Genomic DNA, 15,057 nt, shown 5'->3' with positions numbered 1-15,057 from the left:
GCAGCCAGCACTGCCTCCGGAAAACCGCCCGTTTGGGGGATAGCCACGAAGCCGGGGGCGCAATGCTGCCCGCGCGGAACGCGCGGGTGAGACCAGCTGGCCGCCTACGGTAGTGCGGTGACACGGCCTTCTGACGCCGATCCCGAGCTTGTGCCTGTGCCGGTGCGGGTCGTGCTGCCCGCCGATCCTGTGCTCGGGACCGACCAGCAGGAAGTCGTCGCACGGCTGTGGAAGCGGCGGCAGACGGAAACGGGCTGGGTCAATCTCGTGGGGCTGCCCGCGTTCCGCACCGGGGAGGACGGCAGCGTGCCCGTGCACCAGCGGCTCGCCGGGAAGCGCGCCGGACGCGGTCAAGTGCCACCGCCGTAGGTGCCCATCTCCGGCGAGGCGAACAGCTCGATGCACACCACACGGTCCGGTGATGAGCGCGGGCCTGGCCCGGGCGGCCTTGCGTCGTGGCGGTCTGTCGGCCGGGTCACTGTCGTGTCCTCCAGGTTGTGAACAGTCCTGCCGTCGCTCCGATGATCACGGAGAAGCCGGGGTCCTTCACGAGGGCGTACACGGTCGCGCACACGCCCAGCAGGAACGTCAGGGCGAGGAGGTCGAGTGCCCGGGTTCCCCTCCGCCCGGAAGGCGACGGGGAGGCCACGTCGGGGTCGGGGGTCTGAGAGTGCATCTCGGTGTCTGCCATGCCATCAGCACACCGGTTGGCCGGGAGAAGGCCCTAGTGATGCGTACGCGCCCGCTCGAACCCGGACGCGCCCCGGGCACCGCCGAACGCCGCTACGACGCCGAAACTGCGGCCCGTTCAGGAACGTTCGGCTATATCCGTGGACGTTCAACTCCTGAACCCCCTAGCGTGCTGCCATGAGCCTGGGGGAGCCGCTTGAGGTGAGTGCGCAGGACGCTGCCGACTTCGACGCGTACGTGGAGGCGCTGAGGGAGTTCTCCGCCGAACTGGTCCGCCTGCACGTCACCCACGGCGCGCCCTCGTACGCCGTCATCGCCGCCGCCTCCTTCAAGCCGAAGCTGACGAAGGCCGGCATCAACGAGGCCCTGTCCGGCAAGCGGCTGCCCTCGCTCGACGCGACGATGGAGTTCGTCCGCGTCGTCAGCAGCCCCCTGCCCTCCGGGCCGGACGCGTCACGCCGCGTCCACCCCGAACTGGCCGCCGCCTGGCGCCAGCGGTGGCAGGACGTCAAACTCCTGCAGAAGCGGGCCCAAGCCCCCCGGAAGAGGATCCACGTCACCGCTCAGGGGATCATCGAGCGGGCCCAGGAGGAAGCCGCCGCGATCCGCGCCGAGGCCCAGAGGGAAGCCGACCGGATCCGCGCCGAGGCCCAGGAGGAAGCCGACCGGATCCGCGCCGAGGCCCACACCACTGCGGAACGCACCCTCGCAGATGCTCAGACCGAGGAGGACCGCCGCAGCGACAACGCCCGGGGGCAGGACAACGCCACAGGGAGGGAGATAACCGCGCGTCTCGCCAAGGCCCTCTCTGATCTCCCGCCGACGCCGCAGGAAACAACGGATCTCCTCGCCGTGGCCTTGGATTACATAGAGGAACTGTCCACGGCGGTGGAGTTCCCTGCGGCCTCCCATGAGAGCGCGAGGGAGCTCTACCGCCTTCACACCTTTGACATGGTGAAAGGCGGTTACGCCGGCGAGCCGGTCATCCAATACGTGGAAACGCCCAAAGAGCAGCGAGACCCGGCCCCGCGCTTCCCCCTCGTCGAGCAAGCGGCAGAGACCTACGGGTTCGACCCCAGCCAAGTCGACTATCGCCTCGGTTCCAGACCTGCTTTCAACGTAGCGCTTCGTGGTTACGACCGAGCCCAGGTGGACGAATATTTCAGCCGCCCCCTGGAGCAACGGGACCCGGTTCCCATCTTCAACGTGGCGATGAGGGGATACGACCGCAGCCAAGTCGACCTGTACCTGCGCTACGCGTCCCGCGATCCACTGCTCGGACCGCGCAACAAAGCTAAGAGGCGCGACGCCGACCCCCGCTAGTGCTGTGACCGCGTAGGTTCGCCGGGTTGGTGGTCGTGACGGTTGGATGTGCGGTGACGTCCATTCGACCGCTGGAGGCGCGGTGGCTGAGCCTGTCCGTGTACGCAGATTGACCGACAAGGAGGGGCAGGAGCTGAAGCAGATCGTGCGCCGGGGCAGCACGAGTTCGGTGCGTTACCGGCGGGCGATGATGCTGCTCGCTTCGGCGGGCGGGAACCGGGTGCCGGTGATCGCCCAGCTGGTCCAAGCCGATGAGGACACCGTGCGCGACGTGATCCAACGCTTCAACGAGATCGGCCTGGCCTGCCTGGACCCTCAGTGGGCGGGAGGCCGTCCCCGCCTGCTCACCCCTGACGACGAGGACTTCGTCATCCGGACGGCCACCACCCGCCCCACCAGGCTCGGCCAGCCCTTCACCCGCTGGTCGATCCGCAAACTCGCCGCCTACCTGCGGGAAGTGCACGGACGTGTCATCCGCATCGGCCGTGAAGCCTTACGGTGCCTGCTCCGGCGCCGCGGCATCACCTTCCAGCGCACCAAGACATGGAAGGAATCACCCGACCCTCATCGCGACGCCAAGCTCGACCGGATCGAGCAGGTTCTGGACCGCTTCCCGGACCGGGTCTTCGCCTTAGACGAGTTCGGGCCGTTGGGGATCCGGCCCACCGCAGGCTCCTGCTGGGCGAAGCAGGGCAAGCCAAACCGGCTGCCGGCGACCTACCGCCGCACCCACGGCGTCACCTACTTCCATGGCTGCTACTCCGTGGGCGACGACCGCCTGTAGGGCGTCAACCGCCGCCGCAAGGGCACCGCCAACACCCTGGCCGCGCTGAAGTCGATCCGCGCCGCCCGACCCGACGGCGCCCCCATCTACATCATCCTGGACAACCTCTCCGCCCACACCGGCGCCGACATCCGCCGCTGGGCGAAGAAGAACAAGGTCGAGCTGTGCTTCACCCCGACCTACGCATCCTGGGCCAACCCGATCGAGGCCCACTTCGGCCCGCTGCGGCAGTGCACCCCGGCCAACTCCCACCACCGCAGCCACCCCACGCAAACCCAGGCACTGCACCGCTACCTGCGCTGGCGCAACGCCAACGCCCGCCCCGACGTACTTGCCGCCCCACGCAAGGAATGCGCCCGCACCCGCGGCGAGAAGGGCATCCGCTGGGGCGGACGCCCCCTCAACGCCGCAGCCTGACCGACCGCGAACCGCAGCCCCGGAGTGCCGAAAGGGACAAGTTCACGAGAAGGACAGCGACAGAAGGACGACTCAGGAGGCGGACGGCTCGATCTCCCCCGCAAAGACGATGACCTGGTCGATGAGGCTCCGCCGCAGATGGACGACGTCCGTTCCCGCCAGGCGGGGGCCACCATCCGGCGTGGTGAAGACCCACTGGTACCGGGCCCACTCGTCAGGCATGTCCACCGCTGAGCAGCGCACCATCGTGCCGGTCCCCGCCGGGTGGCGCCGGATGTCCAGCACGAACCGCTCGACCGCCGCGATTCCTTCGCTGCGACCCAACGGCCCCCAGAAGACCACGTCTGAGGTCAGGGCCTGGGAGAGCAGGGCAGTCACATAGCTGTCGTCCGAGGCGTTGAACGCGGAGATGAACGTGTCGATCGCGGAGCGTGCCGTCTCTTCCTGCATGCCCCAGTAATACCAGCCGTTGCGCGTGCGCTCGTCCCGCGAGCCGCCTTCCGATCACGGTGGACCATCCCGGTCACAGCACTAGTCGCCGGTCGCAGCCCGGCGCGTACAGCGTGGGCGCTCGTTCCGCCTCCGGCCTGCATCACGGTCGCCAGGACTCGTTCGTGCTCATCGGGCTGCCAGTCGTGTGCTTCCAGATCAGTGCGCCGTTCGGTCACCGCCGCCAGCACCGCCTCAAGGGTCGCCATGCTCCGGACACTACTCGGTGGCGCGTTTGACCAGCCGTGGTCGGGCCTGTGGGGACGATCACGCGCATCGCCGCTCATCTGGACGCTGGGCCCTTGACTCCAGCACGCGTCCCGCTCGGATGACGCGTCTGGCCGTCGCTCCGGGCCAGACCGAGTGAATCGCCTTGCGAACCGTCCGCCATGACACGGGCCTTTCGCTCGCTGATCTGGGCCCTGCCGTCTGGGAATTCACAGAGTCAGGAGGAGAGCCAAGGGCATTGCATGATCGGACTCTGTCCGGAATTGCCAGGTGAGGCCGAGGGTTGACAGGGGACGGTGGTAGTCATCGGCGGCCGTCGAGAGGCGAGTCTCGAGGAAGAGGCCGACGGCGCGGTCCATCGCGTCAAGCGGGTAGATCCGGCCGCTACGGCCACGAGGGCCAGGCATCCGGTCCAGGGGGCATCGCAGGTCAAGGGCGTCGACCAGTGGTGCCGGGCCAGGGGCAGAGCGTCGTACTCCGCTTACGCGCGGCGACGGTGCACCGGCTACTGCGTCTGCGTAAGCCCGTGCTGGCCAACCACCGCGCCAGGGGCCTGATTCGCGAGCTGGCCACCACGCCGGGGCGCTGCACGACAGCCTCCCCTTCCCCTGGACAGGTTGGTTACTTACGCTGCCTGGTATGGATGAATCCACCGCGCACCCGTTCCTCGCGAGGCCGGTCACCGGGATCAATGGTGCTGTCGCCACCCTGCGTGCCCTGAAGAGCGGAGATGCCTCCAGTTTCGGGGAATTCCTCGAAGCACTCTCGGCGGAGACCAGGGAGCGCTACAGCCCACACCGCTCGACCGGACCGAAGCGGAGCGGATCTGTGCTGCTCTCGACGACCCGACCGCCCTGCGTTTCGTGCTGGCGGATACCCGTGACGATCGCGTGGTGGCGTATCTGCTAGCCCAGTTCGCAATCCCTGAGGACGAGAAGGTGCGTTACCGGAATCTCGGGTGGACCATCGAGGACGGCGCGGACTGCCGCATCGCCCCCGTCGTCGCCGATCATTTGCAGGGCAACGGTCTCGGAACCGAGCTACTCAAGGGAGCACTCGGCATCCTGCGTCAGCGCGGATGCCGGCACGTCATCCTCTTCGGCGGCACCCGAACCTCCAACGCCCGTGCGATCCGCGCCTACGAAAAGGCGGGATTCAAGCCGGCCGGAGTCTTTCGCGAACGGGAAATCGAGAGCGTCGACATGTGGCTCTCCCTGAAGTAGCGGGCGGGCGGCATCTCAGCGCACGATCCGGCCGGTCAGCTCGTCGGGCCGGAGCTGGATGTGGTTGATGTCGACGCCGACGGGCTGGGTGAGGGCGAACAGGACACTGTCGGCGACCTGTTCGACGGTGAGGCCAGGGCCGTCAGGGGCAGGGGCATTGCATGATCGAAATCTTTCCGGGCTCGTCAGATGAGGCCGAGGGCTTGTAGGGGCCGGTGGTAGTCGCGACCGGTGCGGCGTAGGGCGGCGGCGATGTTGGTCTGGCCGTCCTGGCGGAAGACGCTGATGACGAGGTTGCGCAGGGAGGCCATAGCGCGGGGCAGGGTGCCGGTGCGGATCTTGGAATCGTCCTCGCGGAACGTGCGGTCGCGCACGTGGTGCAGGAGGTTTCCGAAACCCCAGTGGCCCCTGATCCAGGTTGCGAGCTCTGTGCAGGTGGCGTCGAAGACACTCAGGCTGGTGATCGGGTAGACGCGTTCGATGGTCAGCTTGCCGGTGCTCATCTCGCGCCGCCAGCACACGACTTGGATCGCCTGGCGGGCGCCGGGGTAGTCAATGTGGACGAACACGGCGACCTTGAGTCGGCGGATCTCGGGGCGCGGGTGTTTGCGGGGGACCGGCGGCCGGTTGATGTGGTGGTGGGTGATCTGGACACGGGCGCCGGCTTCCCACACGTGGTGGCCGATGGCGTCGGCGATGGCGGGTGCCCTTTTCCGGACCTTTTGAAGCTGTAGGAGCTCGGTGGTGGCCAACCCAGCACCCGCGGTACTGACTCGATCCGTCACCAGCCTGCGATCATTCGGTCATGAGTTATGACCTTGCTGTGTGGGACGGTGAGCGCCCGCTCGATGCCGATGAGGCGGGCTCGGTCTTCGACGAGTTGTACGAGCGCTACCTCGACTCGGAGGATGCGACTGTGTCGCCCTCCCCGCGCATTGAGGCCTACGTCGAAGCCCTGGTCGAGCACTATCCGGACGATGACCATGAAAGTCCCTGGGCATCACCGCCGGTCATCGATGAGGCCTCCGGACCGATCGTGTACCTACTCATGTCCTACAGCAGGGCCGAAGAAGTCTCCGAGTACGCCGCTGCGCTGGCTCGCGAGTACGGGCTGATCTGCTTTGACCCGCAAAGAGAAGCTCTGCGGCCCTGAGTTGCCCAGGTCAGCAGGCGGGGCAGGTGGACGTGGAGGTGCTCGACTACGACCTCGCGGTCCCGGTCCCGCAGCGCTCGGGCCAGAAGTTTGGCAAGTGCGCTGGCCCTTTTTGGGGAGAACCTGAGAGGCGTGTATCGCCACTAAGGTCACCCGCTGCCGGGGCCTCGACGCGGGCCTGGCGATCTCGGCAGAGAATGCAGTTGTCCTCCACGTGGTTTCCATGAACGATCCGGGTGTGACCACGTTGTTTCTTACAGTCGGCCTGCCGGGGGCCGGAAAGACCACAAGGGCTCGGCAGCTGGCCAAGGAACACAACGCGCTTCGGCTGACGCCTGATGAGTGGATGATTCCTCTGTTCGGTGAGCCGGAGGCGGACGGGAAGCGCGATGTTCTGGAAGGACGGCTGCTCTCGCTGGCCCTGGAGGCACTGAGGCTCGGAACCAACGTGGTCCTGGATTTCGGATGCTGGTCTCGTGACGAAAGGTCCGCGATCCGCTGGTTGGTGGAGTCTGTAGGCGCGTCCTGCGACCTCGTGTACGCGCCGGCGGACCCGGAGACCCAACGCGCTCGGATCGCCCATCGCCAGTCGGCCAGTCCAGATCAGACCTTTCCGATGAGCCAGGCGGACCTCTTGCGCTGGAGGACGCTGTTCGAGGAGCCCAACGCCGCGGAAGTCGGCGGGCATGAAATCGGCAGTCCGCCTCCTGGCTGGCCGGGCTGGCCCGAGTGGGCCGCCGATCGGTGGCCGTCTTTCACGTGAATGTCCGGCCGCGCCATGGCCCGGGCCCGTCCAGGAGCGTGGTCGACCGGCTACTCGCCTGCTGAAATCGCTTCTCCTGTCATGTGGTCGAGTCGGATTGATGTGCCGGTGGGCCGGTGAAAAGGGGCATGCCGAGGTCGACCAGTTGAGGGCGGCCGTCGGCGGAGGTCCGGTTGAGGCTGGTGAGCTTGGCCATGGCGGCGTTGAGGCTGACCAGGAGTCCTTCGACCTCGCCGAGCCAGCCGTTGGCACGAGCCTCGGTGATGCGCTCACGGAGGTTGCGGATGATGTCGATGAGGCGGGGCCGCTGCTGCGGATCGAACTGGAGCACGGGACAGGGCTTCGGCGTAGTTGAGAGTCGTCCGGTTCATGACGATCTATCAGCTTGGCGGTCGCCCGGGAACGAGACAGGCACGGACTCCCAAGATCATGGAGCTCTCGCGCCCCGTGATCCGAGTGGAAGACCGTGCCTGCCGACGCATCATCGCCGATCCCGCCTACTCTTGACCAACTCCGCGGCCATCCATGGGCCGTACCCGCAGACGTGCCGGGTCTGCTGGAACGGCTGACCGAAGTACCCGACCCGCGTGATCCGCGCGGAGTACGGCACGCCCTGGTCGTCGTGCTCGCGCTCACCGCGTGCGCGGTACTGGCCGGGGCGAGGTCGCTGCTGGCAGTCGGCGAGTGGATCGCCGACGCCCCCGCCGCAGGTGCTGCAAGCTGTCGGCGCGCGTCCCGATCCTCTGCTTCCCAAGCAGCTCCTGCCTGCGGAATCGACGGTTCGCCGACTGCTGGCGAGGGGCGACGGCGATGCCCTGGACCAGGCCGTGGGCCGCTGGCTCGCCAACCGCCGCTCGCGCACCGCGAGCGGTCCGCGCGCTCTGGCCGTGGACGGCAAGAGCCTGCGTGGAGCAGCCAAGGCCAGAGGTAGGAAGATCCACCTGCCGCGATCCTGAGCTGATGATGGCCTGGAGGCCGGAGCGGCCACCTTGCCGCCTCCAAGGCTGCGCGCAGCGCCACCCGGGCCAGGTCGACGCCGGACACCTCGCCCTCATGCCAGCACCTGGCCAGGGCAACGGCTTCCCTGGAGACCCGGCGAGTCGGCTGGGCTGAGGGTTCTGCCATGATCGCCTGTCGACGAGAGGGGCTGTGATGGCCATTGACGAGCGACCTGACCTGGTGCAGATCATCGCGAGAGTGGGGACGGGCTTCTCCGCGGAGCAGCCCGAACGAGCGATTCAGGTGTGGATGCATCTCGCCGCGAAGGCTGGGTGGGATGTCAGCCGCGTCGACGAGGCTTCCGTCGACCTGGACGCTGCGAGTGCGGGATCGTCGACGTAGAGGGCCTGCGATACCTGGCACGTCGGACTCTGTATGACGACAGCGGGGCGACTGCACAACCTGCTCCAGGCCGGGTAGCCCTCACACGCCGCCTCGAACCTCGGCAACACTGGTGTGACTGAGCACGCAGGTTGGCCACGCTGAGCATCACAGTTGGCCGTAGTGACACCGATCAGCGGCGGCGGCTCGTCTCGATGCAGATCCCGCCTGACGTCACCTGAGCGGCGATCACCCTGTCAGGCCGCGCGGTCCGCCATCGCCGGGACGCTGGCCTGGCCAGGGCGGGGTGCGCACCCGCCGAGGCCCCGGCAGCGGCCGGGCGGCGGGTATCGGCGCTGCTCAGTCCAGTACGAAGGTGCCGCCTGCGGTCGTCGCCAGGTCAGCCCCGAGGGCGGCTGCCGGTGTCCAGGCGCCGGGCATGCCGACGCCACGGGCCAGCAGTTCGGTGACGGCGGCGGTGACGTCGGCCGTGAAGTCCATGCCGTCGCCGGCACGGAGCCATCCCTCGTGCCGGGTGCCGTCCGTCCACTCCACGACGGCGTGCCCCCAGGAGTGCTTGCGCGGGCGGGGTGCGGCCCTCACCGGGGCCCGGCCGAGCCGGTCGACGGCGAGGCGTCGCAGCGCCGGAACGGACAGCAGGCGGCCCAGCAGCGGGAGCAGGGCACGTATCAGCGGAGCGGTCGGCACGAGAGCGGAGGTAGCGGTGACGAACGGTGCTCCGCTCACCGCATGCGCCGCGACGAGCTCGCCGGACGCGACACCTGCCGACTTCGCCGACTCGCTGTCGGGGAAGGTGAGTTGCTGCGGGTCCGCGCCGAGGCGCGACGTCATCAGCCGCCCGTTCTCGTACCGCCGTCCGCCAGCGGTGAGCACGTCCACGATGCTGGCCGCAAGGGCGGCACCGAGCACGCCCGCCTCGACGGCCACCGAGGCCACGGCGTCGACCCGCACCCGGTGCGGCGTGGGCCGGCCTTCGCACAGCTTCGCCACCACCGCCTCCGTCGCCAGCACGCCGAATCCGGCGCCGGTGACCAGGGTGCTGCCCGCCCGCACCGCTTCGTCGTGCAGGGCGAGCAGCCCCTCCACGGCGACCACGTCGTTGGCCTGGTCGACGTAGTGGCCGCCGGGCATGCAGGCACGGGCGATCACCGGTGCCGTGGCGGCGAAGGCGCCCATCGTGTTCACCACCACCCGCGGGCGCTCCCGCACGATCTCGTCCGCGATCCGCTCGGCCGAGTCGGCGACGACGACCTTCGCATCCCCGGGCAGACCGGCTTCGGCCCCGACGGCAACCATCCGCTCCCGGCTGCGCCCGACCGGCACAACCGTCAGCCCCCGCGCGGCCAGTCGCGCGGTCACCCCCCGGCCCACACGGCCGGTCGCCCCGACTATCCATACCTCGTCGTTCGTCCTGCTCTCGCCTGTCGTCCCGCCGGTCCCGCTGGTCTCTCTCATACGAACGTCACCCTGCTTGCTCCGGGCCGCACCAGGGACGGGCGCCCCCAGTGATGACACACTGTGTCGTGAGTGCAGGCTAGCACTGACGACACAGTGGGACATCGCCTGTTACAGTCAACCTATGGCGAGGTGGGATCCGGGTGCCGAGGAGCGCCTGAAGCGGGCTGCTCTGGAGTTGTACCTGGAACGCGGCTACGACAATGTGACGGTGACCCATATCGCCGAGCGGGCCGGACTCACCCGGCGCTCCTACTTCCGCTACTTCCCCGACAAGCGCGAGGTGCTCTTCGCCGGCTCGGAGCGCCTGCCCCCGGCACTGGCGGAGGCAGTCCTGACGGCAGATCCGAACGAGGCTCCGCTCGCCGCCGTCCTCGACGCGCTGGCGCGAGTCGGTACCGAGCTCGTCGAGCACGTGGACGGCGCGACGGAGCGCCGGGCGGTGATCGACGCCAGCCCCGAGTTGCAGGAGCGCGAACGGACCAAGACCGCCGCCATCACCGCTGCGATCCGCGACGCCCTGAAGCAACGTCAGGTGAACGCCCAGACAGCCGAACTGGTCGCGCAGCTCGCCACGGTGGCCTTCCAGAACGCCTTCCGGCACTGGATCGAGGCCGAAGGACGTGCGAGTTTCGGCAGCTGCCTGCACACGGTGACCGACGAACTGCGAGCCACCCTCGCCGGGACGTGAGAAGAACGCCTGCCCAGTGCGTAACCGATCGCTTCAAGGCGGACCGACGTCTCCACCCATACCCACCAGGGCCTGGCCGCAGCCCACGCTCGCGGCCGGGTCCGCGGACGACCCACAGTCGCCACCGAGGAAGGCATCCGCGCCGCCCGCGACCTACTGACCGCCCCAGGCCGCTCCACCACCTCTATCGCGAAACTGCCGGGCGTCTCGCAGGGCACCCTCTACCACCACACCCCGGACCTGAAGGAACTACGCGCGGGCACGCTACCCCGCCAGCTCGGGCCCGCGCAGTAGGCAGACCCTAGCAAGATCAATCTCACCGGGATTTCCTGTACCTCAACTACAAGCGCCGCGAATTGCGTCAGTCCCCCGCGCCGGCCGCCCGTGTCACCTGCTGTCGGCGTACACACGATCGTCCCCGGTCGCGTACGAGTGAAAAGGGACGCTTGATGGTGCGGTGAATCGTGGTGCCCGGCACTCTGCTGCTCGTCCGGTGAAGGGTGGCGGAGGGCGGTGACGCGGTGGTTTTGGACCCGCAGCGCTGGCTGGAACTGCGGCGGTTCCGTGCTCTGGTCGAGTCAGGAGCGGTCAGTCTGACGGAGGTGGCCAAGGAGACTGGGCTGGACCGCAAGACGGTCCGCAAGTATTTGTCGAGCACGGCGGCGTCGGTGCCGCCGAGGCGGACGTCGAACGGTCGGCCCCGGAAGAAGGTGGTCGACGAGGTTGCCCCGTTGATCGACGCGATGCTGCGGGCAGAGATCCTCATCAAGGGCGCCGTGGTGCACGAGCGTCTGGTGAAGGAGTACGGCTCGACGATCAACTATCAGCGGGTCAAGCTGTATCTGCAGGAGGCCCGGCCGCGGATCGCGGGTGAACTGGGCATCGGGCCGCGGGAGTTGGCGGGTATGCACCGCCGCTTCGAGGTGGTTCCCGGGGCCCAGGCTCAGGTCGACTGGGGCGATGAAGGCAAGATCCTCGCTCACCTGGGAATCCCGAAGGTCTACTCGTTCCATATGGTTCTGTCGTACTCGCGCGACCCGTTCTGCTGCTTCACCACGAGCCAGGAGCTGCAGACCTTCTTCGACTGCCACCGGCGGGCATTTGCGCACTTCGGCGGGGTGCCGATGTCGATCGTCTACGACCGGACCAAGACCGTCGTGCGCCGGCACGTCGCCCCGGGCGAGGCGGTGCCGCTGCATCCGGAAGCGGTCGGCTTCGCCGGCCACTACGACTTCGACATCGACGTGCTGGCCGCCTACCGGCCCACCGGGAAGGGCCGGGTCGAACGTCAGGTGTTGATCGTGCGTGATCACGTGCTGGCCGGGCGGGCGTTCTCCTCGCTCGAGGAGCTGGATGCCGCCTTCATGGCGTGGGTGCCGCAGCGACGCGCCCGCACCCACGCCACCCACCACGAGGTCATCGGACACCGGGCCGCACGGGATCACGCCGCCCTCAAGCCGTTGCCGCCCTCGCCCTATCTGGTGGCCGAGCGGCATCTGCGGCCGGTCGGCAAGGACTGCCTGGTCGCGTTCGGCGGAAACCTCTACTCGGTGCCCGCCCGCAAGGTCCGCCCGCGACAGCTGGTGGAGATCAGAGCGACGAAGTCCCAGGTCATGCTGCACCCGACCGCCCCCGATGCCAGCGGCGAGACCCTGCTGTCCAGCCATCCGCGGGCGGTCGGCCGCGGCGTGGTTGTCAAGCAGGACGAGCACTGGGACGGCCTGCCGACCGGCAAGAACCGCCGCACCACGACGGGCGACGAGCCGCCACCACCGCGGAGCGAGTCCTCCGCGTCCGGTCGCATCGGGCCGTTGCAGGCCCTGTTGAACCGGGCCGCTGCAACCCAGATCGAGGTCGGGAGGCGGCCGTTGTCGGTCTATGACGAACTGACCGGCACCCGGCCCTTCACCACCGACTTCCCGACGAAGGAGTCGTCTTGAGCGAGCTGACCGGCAACCGCATCCGCACCACGGCCGGCAAGCTCGGCCTGCCCCACCTGGCAGAGACTATCAACGAGTACACCCGCCGGGCCGACGAGGCGAAGATGGGCTACCTCGACTTCCTCGACCTGGTCCTGTCCGAGGAACTCGCCGTCCGCGACGACCGACGCTTCCGCCAGGGCCTGCGGCTGTCGAAGCTGCCGCACCACAAGACGCTGGACGAATACGACTTCTCGTTCCAGCCCGAGCTCGACCCGCGCAAGGTCAAAGACCTCGCCAGCCTCTCCTTCGTCGAAGGCAAGGCGAACGCCGCGCTGCTGGGGCCGCCCGGGGTGGGCAAGACGCATATCGCCGTCGCTCTCGCTGTCGCGGCCTGCCGGGCCGGTTACTCGATCTACTTCACCAGCCTCGACGACATGGTCCGCAACCTGAAGGCCGCCGAGTCGGCCGGGCGGCTGGTCAACAAACTCGGCACCTACCTGCGGCCGAGCGTCCTTGTGGTCGACGAGGTGGGCTACCAGCCCCTCGAACGAGCCGAGGCGAACCTGGTCTTCCAGGTCATCTCCAAGCGTTACGAGAAAGGCTCCATCATCCTGACCTCGAATAAGACCTTCAGCGAATGGGGCCAGGTCTTCGGCGACGAGGTCCTCGCCACCGCAATCCTCGACCGGCTCCTGCACCACTGCGAAGTGATCGCGATCAACGGCCCGAGCTACCGGCTCAAGAACCGCCTACAGGCCATCGAGCGAGAGACCGACGTGGCCTAACAACTGGGGACGTTCAAACGTACCGGCCCGGCCCGAAGGGAGAGTACGCCGACACCCGCCTGCGCCCGGCCCGCCCGGCCAGGCGCTCGCGGTCCCCGGCGAAGACGGCCGCCACCTCGTCCGCGCCGACCGCATGCTTTGCTCCGACAGCGACACCGAGGCCGCCGATGGCTGTAGCCACCAGCAGCACTGCATGTGGGTCGACACCAGGGACGGCCCTCAGGACTGGACCGGAAGACGCGACGACGGCGAGATCACCTGGGGCTCCGCCGACACCGTATGGACCGTACACCCCACCGGCCCGGGCATCGACCCCGGCACCATCGCCCGCCGCGACCGCTGCCCGGCCGGGCGGTACATGACGCTGCACTGCTGGCCACCCCCGCCCGCCCGCACGGCCTCCATCCGCCGTCTGCGCGCTGCGCTCGTCGGCAGACCGGCGATCTCGCGCGCCCCGGCCGCAGACCGACGTGATGAACTGGATCATCATGGCAACGACGAAACACCCCACCGACGACAGCGACATCCTCGCAAGGATGGAACGCAACCTCGCGGAGCACGCATGCCACCTGCACCGGCACCTGGATCGTGCAGTGGTCACAGAGACGGACGACCTCCTGATCGCCGACAGCGGACTCAACGATGACACCTTCAACATCGTCGCCGCCGCACGCTTCACACCGAGCAACGTCGAGGCACGTATCGCCCAGACTCTCCAGGCAGTGCAGGCCACAGACCGCCCCTTCTCCTGGTGGGTGGGACCCGCCTCGACACCGCCGGACCTCTCTGCACGCCTGGCCGCCGCCGGTCCGCCAGCCTCCGAGCAGGAGACAGCCATGTGGGCCCCGCTCGACAACCTGCCGCCTCAACCACAGATCGCAGAACTGGACATCCAGCAGGTCTCCACGCCCGCACAGCTCGCCGACTACGCCACCGTCCTTGCCGCGAACTGGGACCCGCCGGCTGCCACCGTCCGTCGCTTCTTCAGCCAGGCTGCACCCTGGGCACTCGCTCCCGACTGCCAGGCCCGCTACCTGATCGGCTATCACCGCGACAACCCGGTCTGCTCCGCCGAGGTCTTCCACCACGCAGGAGTCGCGGGCATCTACAACATCAGCACCCTGACCACTCGCCGCAAGCGCGGCTACGGAGGCGCCGTCACCCTCGCCGCGCTGCACACAGCACGCAATCAAGGACAGCAGATCGCCGTCCTGCAAGCGTCATCGGAAGGAGAACCCGTCTACCAGCGCCTGGGCTTCCTCTCCTGCGGTCATTTCACCGAGCACGCCATCAGCTGATAGCTGCAGGGCGCTGTCTTCGACCGCTTCGCCTTGGGCTGGCCCAAGCCGGGCAACGACGGCAAGGAGCAGTCTGCCCAGGGCGCCGGTCTACCGTCACATATCAATGAACGTTAGGATATTGATATGACCGAGGAACGTATCGACTCCTGTGATCTGCTCTGTCTGGATCTTCCCCATGCGGAAGAGATCCGCGGGCGACTGCCGTCGCTGGGCGCACTGGAGCCCGCCGCGTCGGCGGCCAAGGGCCTGGCCGACCCGACCCGCCTGAAGGTGGCCGCCGCGCTGGCGGCCGGGGATGAGCTGTGCGTGTGCGACCTGGCGTGGATCGTCGGGCAGGCACAAAACCTCGTCTCCCACCACGTGCGCCAGCTGCGCACCGCAGGGCTGGCCACCTCCCGCCGGGACGGACGTCTGGTGATGTACACGCTCACCGGGCAGGGCCGGGCCCTGCTGGGCGTGCTCCTCGGCGACGACGTCGCCGCCGAGATCTAG

At 68.3% G+C, this 15,057-nt stretch carries 18 protein-coding genes and 2 pseudogenes; 14 read left to right on the top strand and 6 right to left on the bottom strand.

Annotated elements, in window-relative coordinates; genetic code table 11:
- The first annotated feature begins 117 nt into the window (after positions 1–117).
- Complete coding sequence (locus E0500_RS30190; protein WP_309505194.1) at positions 118–369, top strand: hypothetical protein; 252 nt, start codon at positions 118–120, stop codon at positions 367–369.
- Positions 370–475: 106 nt separating this feature from the next.
- On the opposite strand, the gene E0500_RS30185 is transcribed toward E0500_RS30190, so the two are convergent.
- Positions 476–691: a hypothetical protein gene (locus E0500_RS30185; protein ID WP_131560155.1), complete on the bottom strand. Its 216-nt coding sequence runs from the start codon at positions 689–691 to the stop codon at positions 476–478.
- Positions 692–867: 176 nt separating this feature from the next.
- On the opposite strand from E0500_RS30185, the gene E0500_RS30180 reads away from it, so the two are divergent.
- Complete coding sequence (locus tag E0500_RS30180; protein ID WP_181587194.1) at positions 868–2,013, top strand: hypothetical protein; 1,146 nt, start codon at positions 868–870, stop codon at positions 2,011–2,013.
- Between the two features lie 82 nt (positions 2,014–2,095).
- Positions 2,096–3,214 (top strand): annotated as a pseudogene (locus E0500_RS30175) (IS630 family transposase).
- 72 nt (positions 3,215–3,286) lie between these two features.
- Here E0500_RS30175 and E0500_RS30170 read toward each other — a convergent pair.
- Positions 3,287–3,664, bottom strand: a complete 378-nt coding sequence (locus E0500_RS30170; RefSeq protein ID WP_030216423.1) for a hypothetical protein — start codon at positions 3,662–3,664, stop codon at positions 3,287–3,289.
- A 914-nt stretch (positions 3,665–4,578) separates the two neighbouring features.
- On the opposite strand from E0500_RS30170, the gene E0500_RS30165 reads away from it, so the two are divergent.
- Positions 4,579–5,154 carry a GNAT family N-acetyltransferase gene (locus tag E0500_RS30165; RefSeq protein WP_131562190.1) on the top strand — a complete coding sequence of 192 codons (576 nt, stop codon included), beginning with the start codon at positions 4,579–4,581 and terminating at the stop codon, positions 5,152–5,154.
- A gap of 185 nt (positions 5,155–5,339) precedes the next feature.
- On the opposite strand, the gene E0500_RS30160 is transcribed toward E0500_RS30165, so the two are convergent.
- Positions 5,340–5,906, bottom strand: coding sequence for a hypothetical protein (locus E0500_RS30160; RefSeq protein WP_258573024.1), 567 nt, complete (start codon positions 5,904–5,906; stop codon positions 5,340–5,342).
- 53 nt (positions 5,907–5,959) lie between these two features.
- Here E0500_RS30160 and E0500_RS30155 point away from each other — a divergent pair, with 53 nt between their 5' ends.
- Positions 5,960–6,307 carry a hypothetical protein gene (locus E0500_RS30155; protein ID WP_131562192.1) on the top strand — a complete coding sequence of 116 codons (348 nt, stop codon included), beginning with the start codon at positions 5,960–5,962 and terminating at the stop codon, positions 6,305–6,307.
- A 238-nt stretch (positions 6,308–6,545) separates the two neighbouring features.
- Positions 6,546–7,070 (top strand): AAA family ATPase, encoded by a 525-nt coding sequence (locus tag E0500_RS30150; RefSeq protein ID WP_131562249.1) that lies wholly within the window; start codon positions 6,546–6,548, stop codon positions 7,068–7,070.
- A gap of 79 nt (positions 7,071–7,149) precedes the next feature.
- Here the strand turns inward: E0500_RS30150 and E0500_RS30145 are convergent, their stop codons facing one another.
- Positions 7,150–7,401, bottom strand: a complete 252-nt coding sequence (locus E0500_RS30145) for a hypothetical protein (RefSeq protein ID WP_181587193.1) — start codon at positions 7,399–7,401, stop codon at positions 7,150–7,152.
- A 135-nt stretch (positions 7,402–7,536) separates the two neighbouring features.
- Between E0500_RS30145 and E0500_RS45150 the strand changes: the two are divergent.
- The 3 genes and pseudogenes from E0500_RS45150 to E0500_RS30135 all read left to right on the top strand — a co-directional run.
- A pseudogene (locus E0500_RS45150) lies at positions 7,537–7,716 on the top strand (transposase family protein); the annotation flags it as partial.
- 64 nt (positions 7,717–7,780) lie between these two features.
- Positions 7,781–8,026 (top strand): hypothetical protein, encoded by a 246-nt coding sequence (locus tag E0500_RS44425; protein WP_258573624.1) that lies wholly within the window; start codon positions 7,781–7,783, stop codon positions 8,024–8,026.
- 196 nt (positions 8,027–8,222) lie between these two features.
- Positions 8,223–8,411: a hypothetical protein gene (locus E0500_RS30135; protein WP_131562194.1), complete on the top strand. Its 189-nt coding sequence runs from the start codon at positions 8,223–8,225 to the stop codon at positions 8,409–8,411.
- 339 nt (positions 8,412–8,750) lie between these two features.
- On the opposite strand, the gene E0500_RS30130 is transcribed toward E0500_RS30135, so the two are convergent.
- A complete protein-coding gene (locus E0500_RS30130; RefSeq protein WP_131562195.1) occupies positions 8,751–9,866 on the bottom strand; it encodes a saccharopine dehydrogenase NADP-binding domain-containing protein in 1,116 nt (371 codons plus the stop codon).
- Between the two features lie 124 nt (positions 9,867–9,990).
- Between E0500_RS30130 and E0500_RS30125 the strand changes: the two genes are divergently transcribed.
- The 3 genes from E0500_RS30125 to istB all read left to right on the top strand — a co-directional run bounded on the left by E0500_RS30125 (position 9,991) and on the right by istB (position 13,264).
- On the top strand, positions 9,991–10,557 hold the full coding sequence (locus E0500_RS30125; protein ID WP_131562197.1) for a TetR/AcrR family transcriptional regulator: 567 nt from the start codon (positions 9,991–9,993) through the stop codon (positions 10,555–10,557).
- A gap of 521 nt (positions 10,558–11,078) precedes the next feature.
- Positions 11,079–12,497: an IS21 family transposase gene (gene istA / locus E0500_RS30120; RefSeq protein WP_165934946.1), complete on the top strand. Its 1,419-nt coding sequence runs from the start codon at positions 11,079–11,081 to the stop codon at positions 12,495–12,497.
- Entirely contained in the window at positions 12,494–13,264 is a 771-nt protein-coding gene (istB, locus tag E0500_RS30115; RefSeq protein WP_131562201.1) for an IS21-like element helper ATPase IstB, read from the top strand. The genes istA and istB overlap by 4 nt, the downstream gene beginning before the upstream one ends.
- Before the next feature lie 13 nt (positions 13,265–13,277).
- On the opposite strand, the gene E0500_RS30110 is transcribed toward istB, so the two are convergent.
- Positions 13,278–13,445 (bottom strand): hypothetical protein, encoded by a 168-nt coding sequence (locus E0500_RS30110; protein WP_165934947.1) that lies wholly within the window; start codon positions 13,443–13,445, stop codon positions 13,278–13,280.
- 355 nt (positions 13,446–13,800) lie between these two features.
- Between E0500_RS30110 and E0500_RS30105 the strand changes: the two genes are divergently transcribed.
- Both E0500_RS30105 and E0500_RS30100 read left to right on the top strand, forming a co-directional pair.
- A complete protein-coding gene (locus E0500_RS30105) occupies positions 13,801–14,562 on the top strand; it encodes a GNAT family N-acetyltransferase (RefSeq protein ID WP_131562251.1) in 762 nt (253 codons plus the stop codon).
- 126 nt (positions 14,563–14,688) lie between these two features.
- Positions 14,689–15,057: a helix-turn-helix transcriptional regulator gene (locus E0500_RS30100; protein WP_131562203.1), complete on the top strand. Its 369-nt coding sequence runs from the start codon at positions 14,689–14,691 to the stop codon at positions 15,055–15,057.

Origin of the sequence: Streptomyces sp. KM273126, assembly GCF_004337435.2 — a bacterium.
Lineage (GTDB): Bacteria > Actinomycetota > Actinomycetes > Streptomycetales > Streptomycetaceae > Streptomyces > Streptomyces acidicola.
This window is presented reverse-complemented; position numbering and strand designations above follow the sequence as displayed.

Excerpts from the sequence above, each read along its gene's own strand:
- E0500_RS30185 (WP_131560155.1), bottom strand. The coding sequence starts at position 691 with ATGGCAGACACCGAGATGCACTCTCAGACCCCCGACCCCGACGTGGCC.
- E0500_RS30180 (WP_181587194.1), top strand. The coding sequence starts at position 868 with ATGAGCCTGGGGGAGCCGCTTGAGGTGAGTGCGCAGGACGCTGCCGAC.
- E0500_RS30170 (WP_030216423.1), bottom strand. The coding sequence starts at position 3,664 with ATGCAGGAAGAGACGGCACGCTCCGCGATCGACACGTTCATCTCCGCG.
- E0500_RS30155 (WP_131562192.1), top strand. The coding sequence starts at position 5,960 with ATGAGTTATGACCTTGCTGTGTGGGACGGTGAGCGCCCGCTCGATGCC.
- E0500_RS30135 (WP_131562194.1), top strand. The coding sequence starts at position 8,223 with ATGGCCATTGACGAGCGACCTGACCTGGTGCAGATCATCGCGAGAGTG.
- E0500_RS30130 (WP_131562195.1), bottom strand. The coding sequence starts at position 9,866 with ATGAGAGAGACCAGCGGGACCGGCGGGACGACAGGCGAGAGCAGGACG.
- E0500_RS30125 (WP_131562197.1), top strand. The coding sequence starts at position 9,991 with ATGGCGAGGTGGGATCCGGGTGCCGAGGAGCGCCTGAAGCGGGCTGCT.
- E0500_RS30105 (WP_131562251.1), top strand. The coding sequence starts at position 13,801 with ATGGAACGCAACCTCGCGGAGCACGCATGCCACCTGCACCGGCACCTG.
- E0500_RS30100 (WP_131562203.1), top strand. The coding sequence starts at position 14,689 with ATGACCGAGGAACGTATCGACTCCTGTGATCTGCTCTGTCTGGATCTT.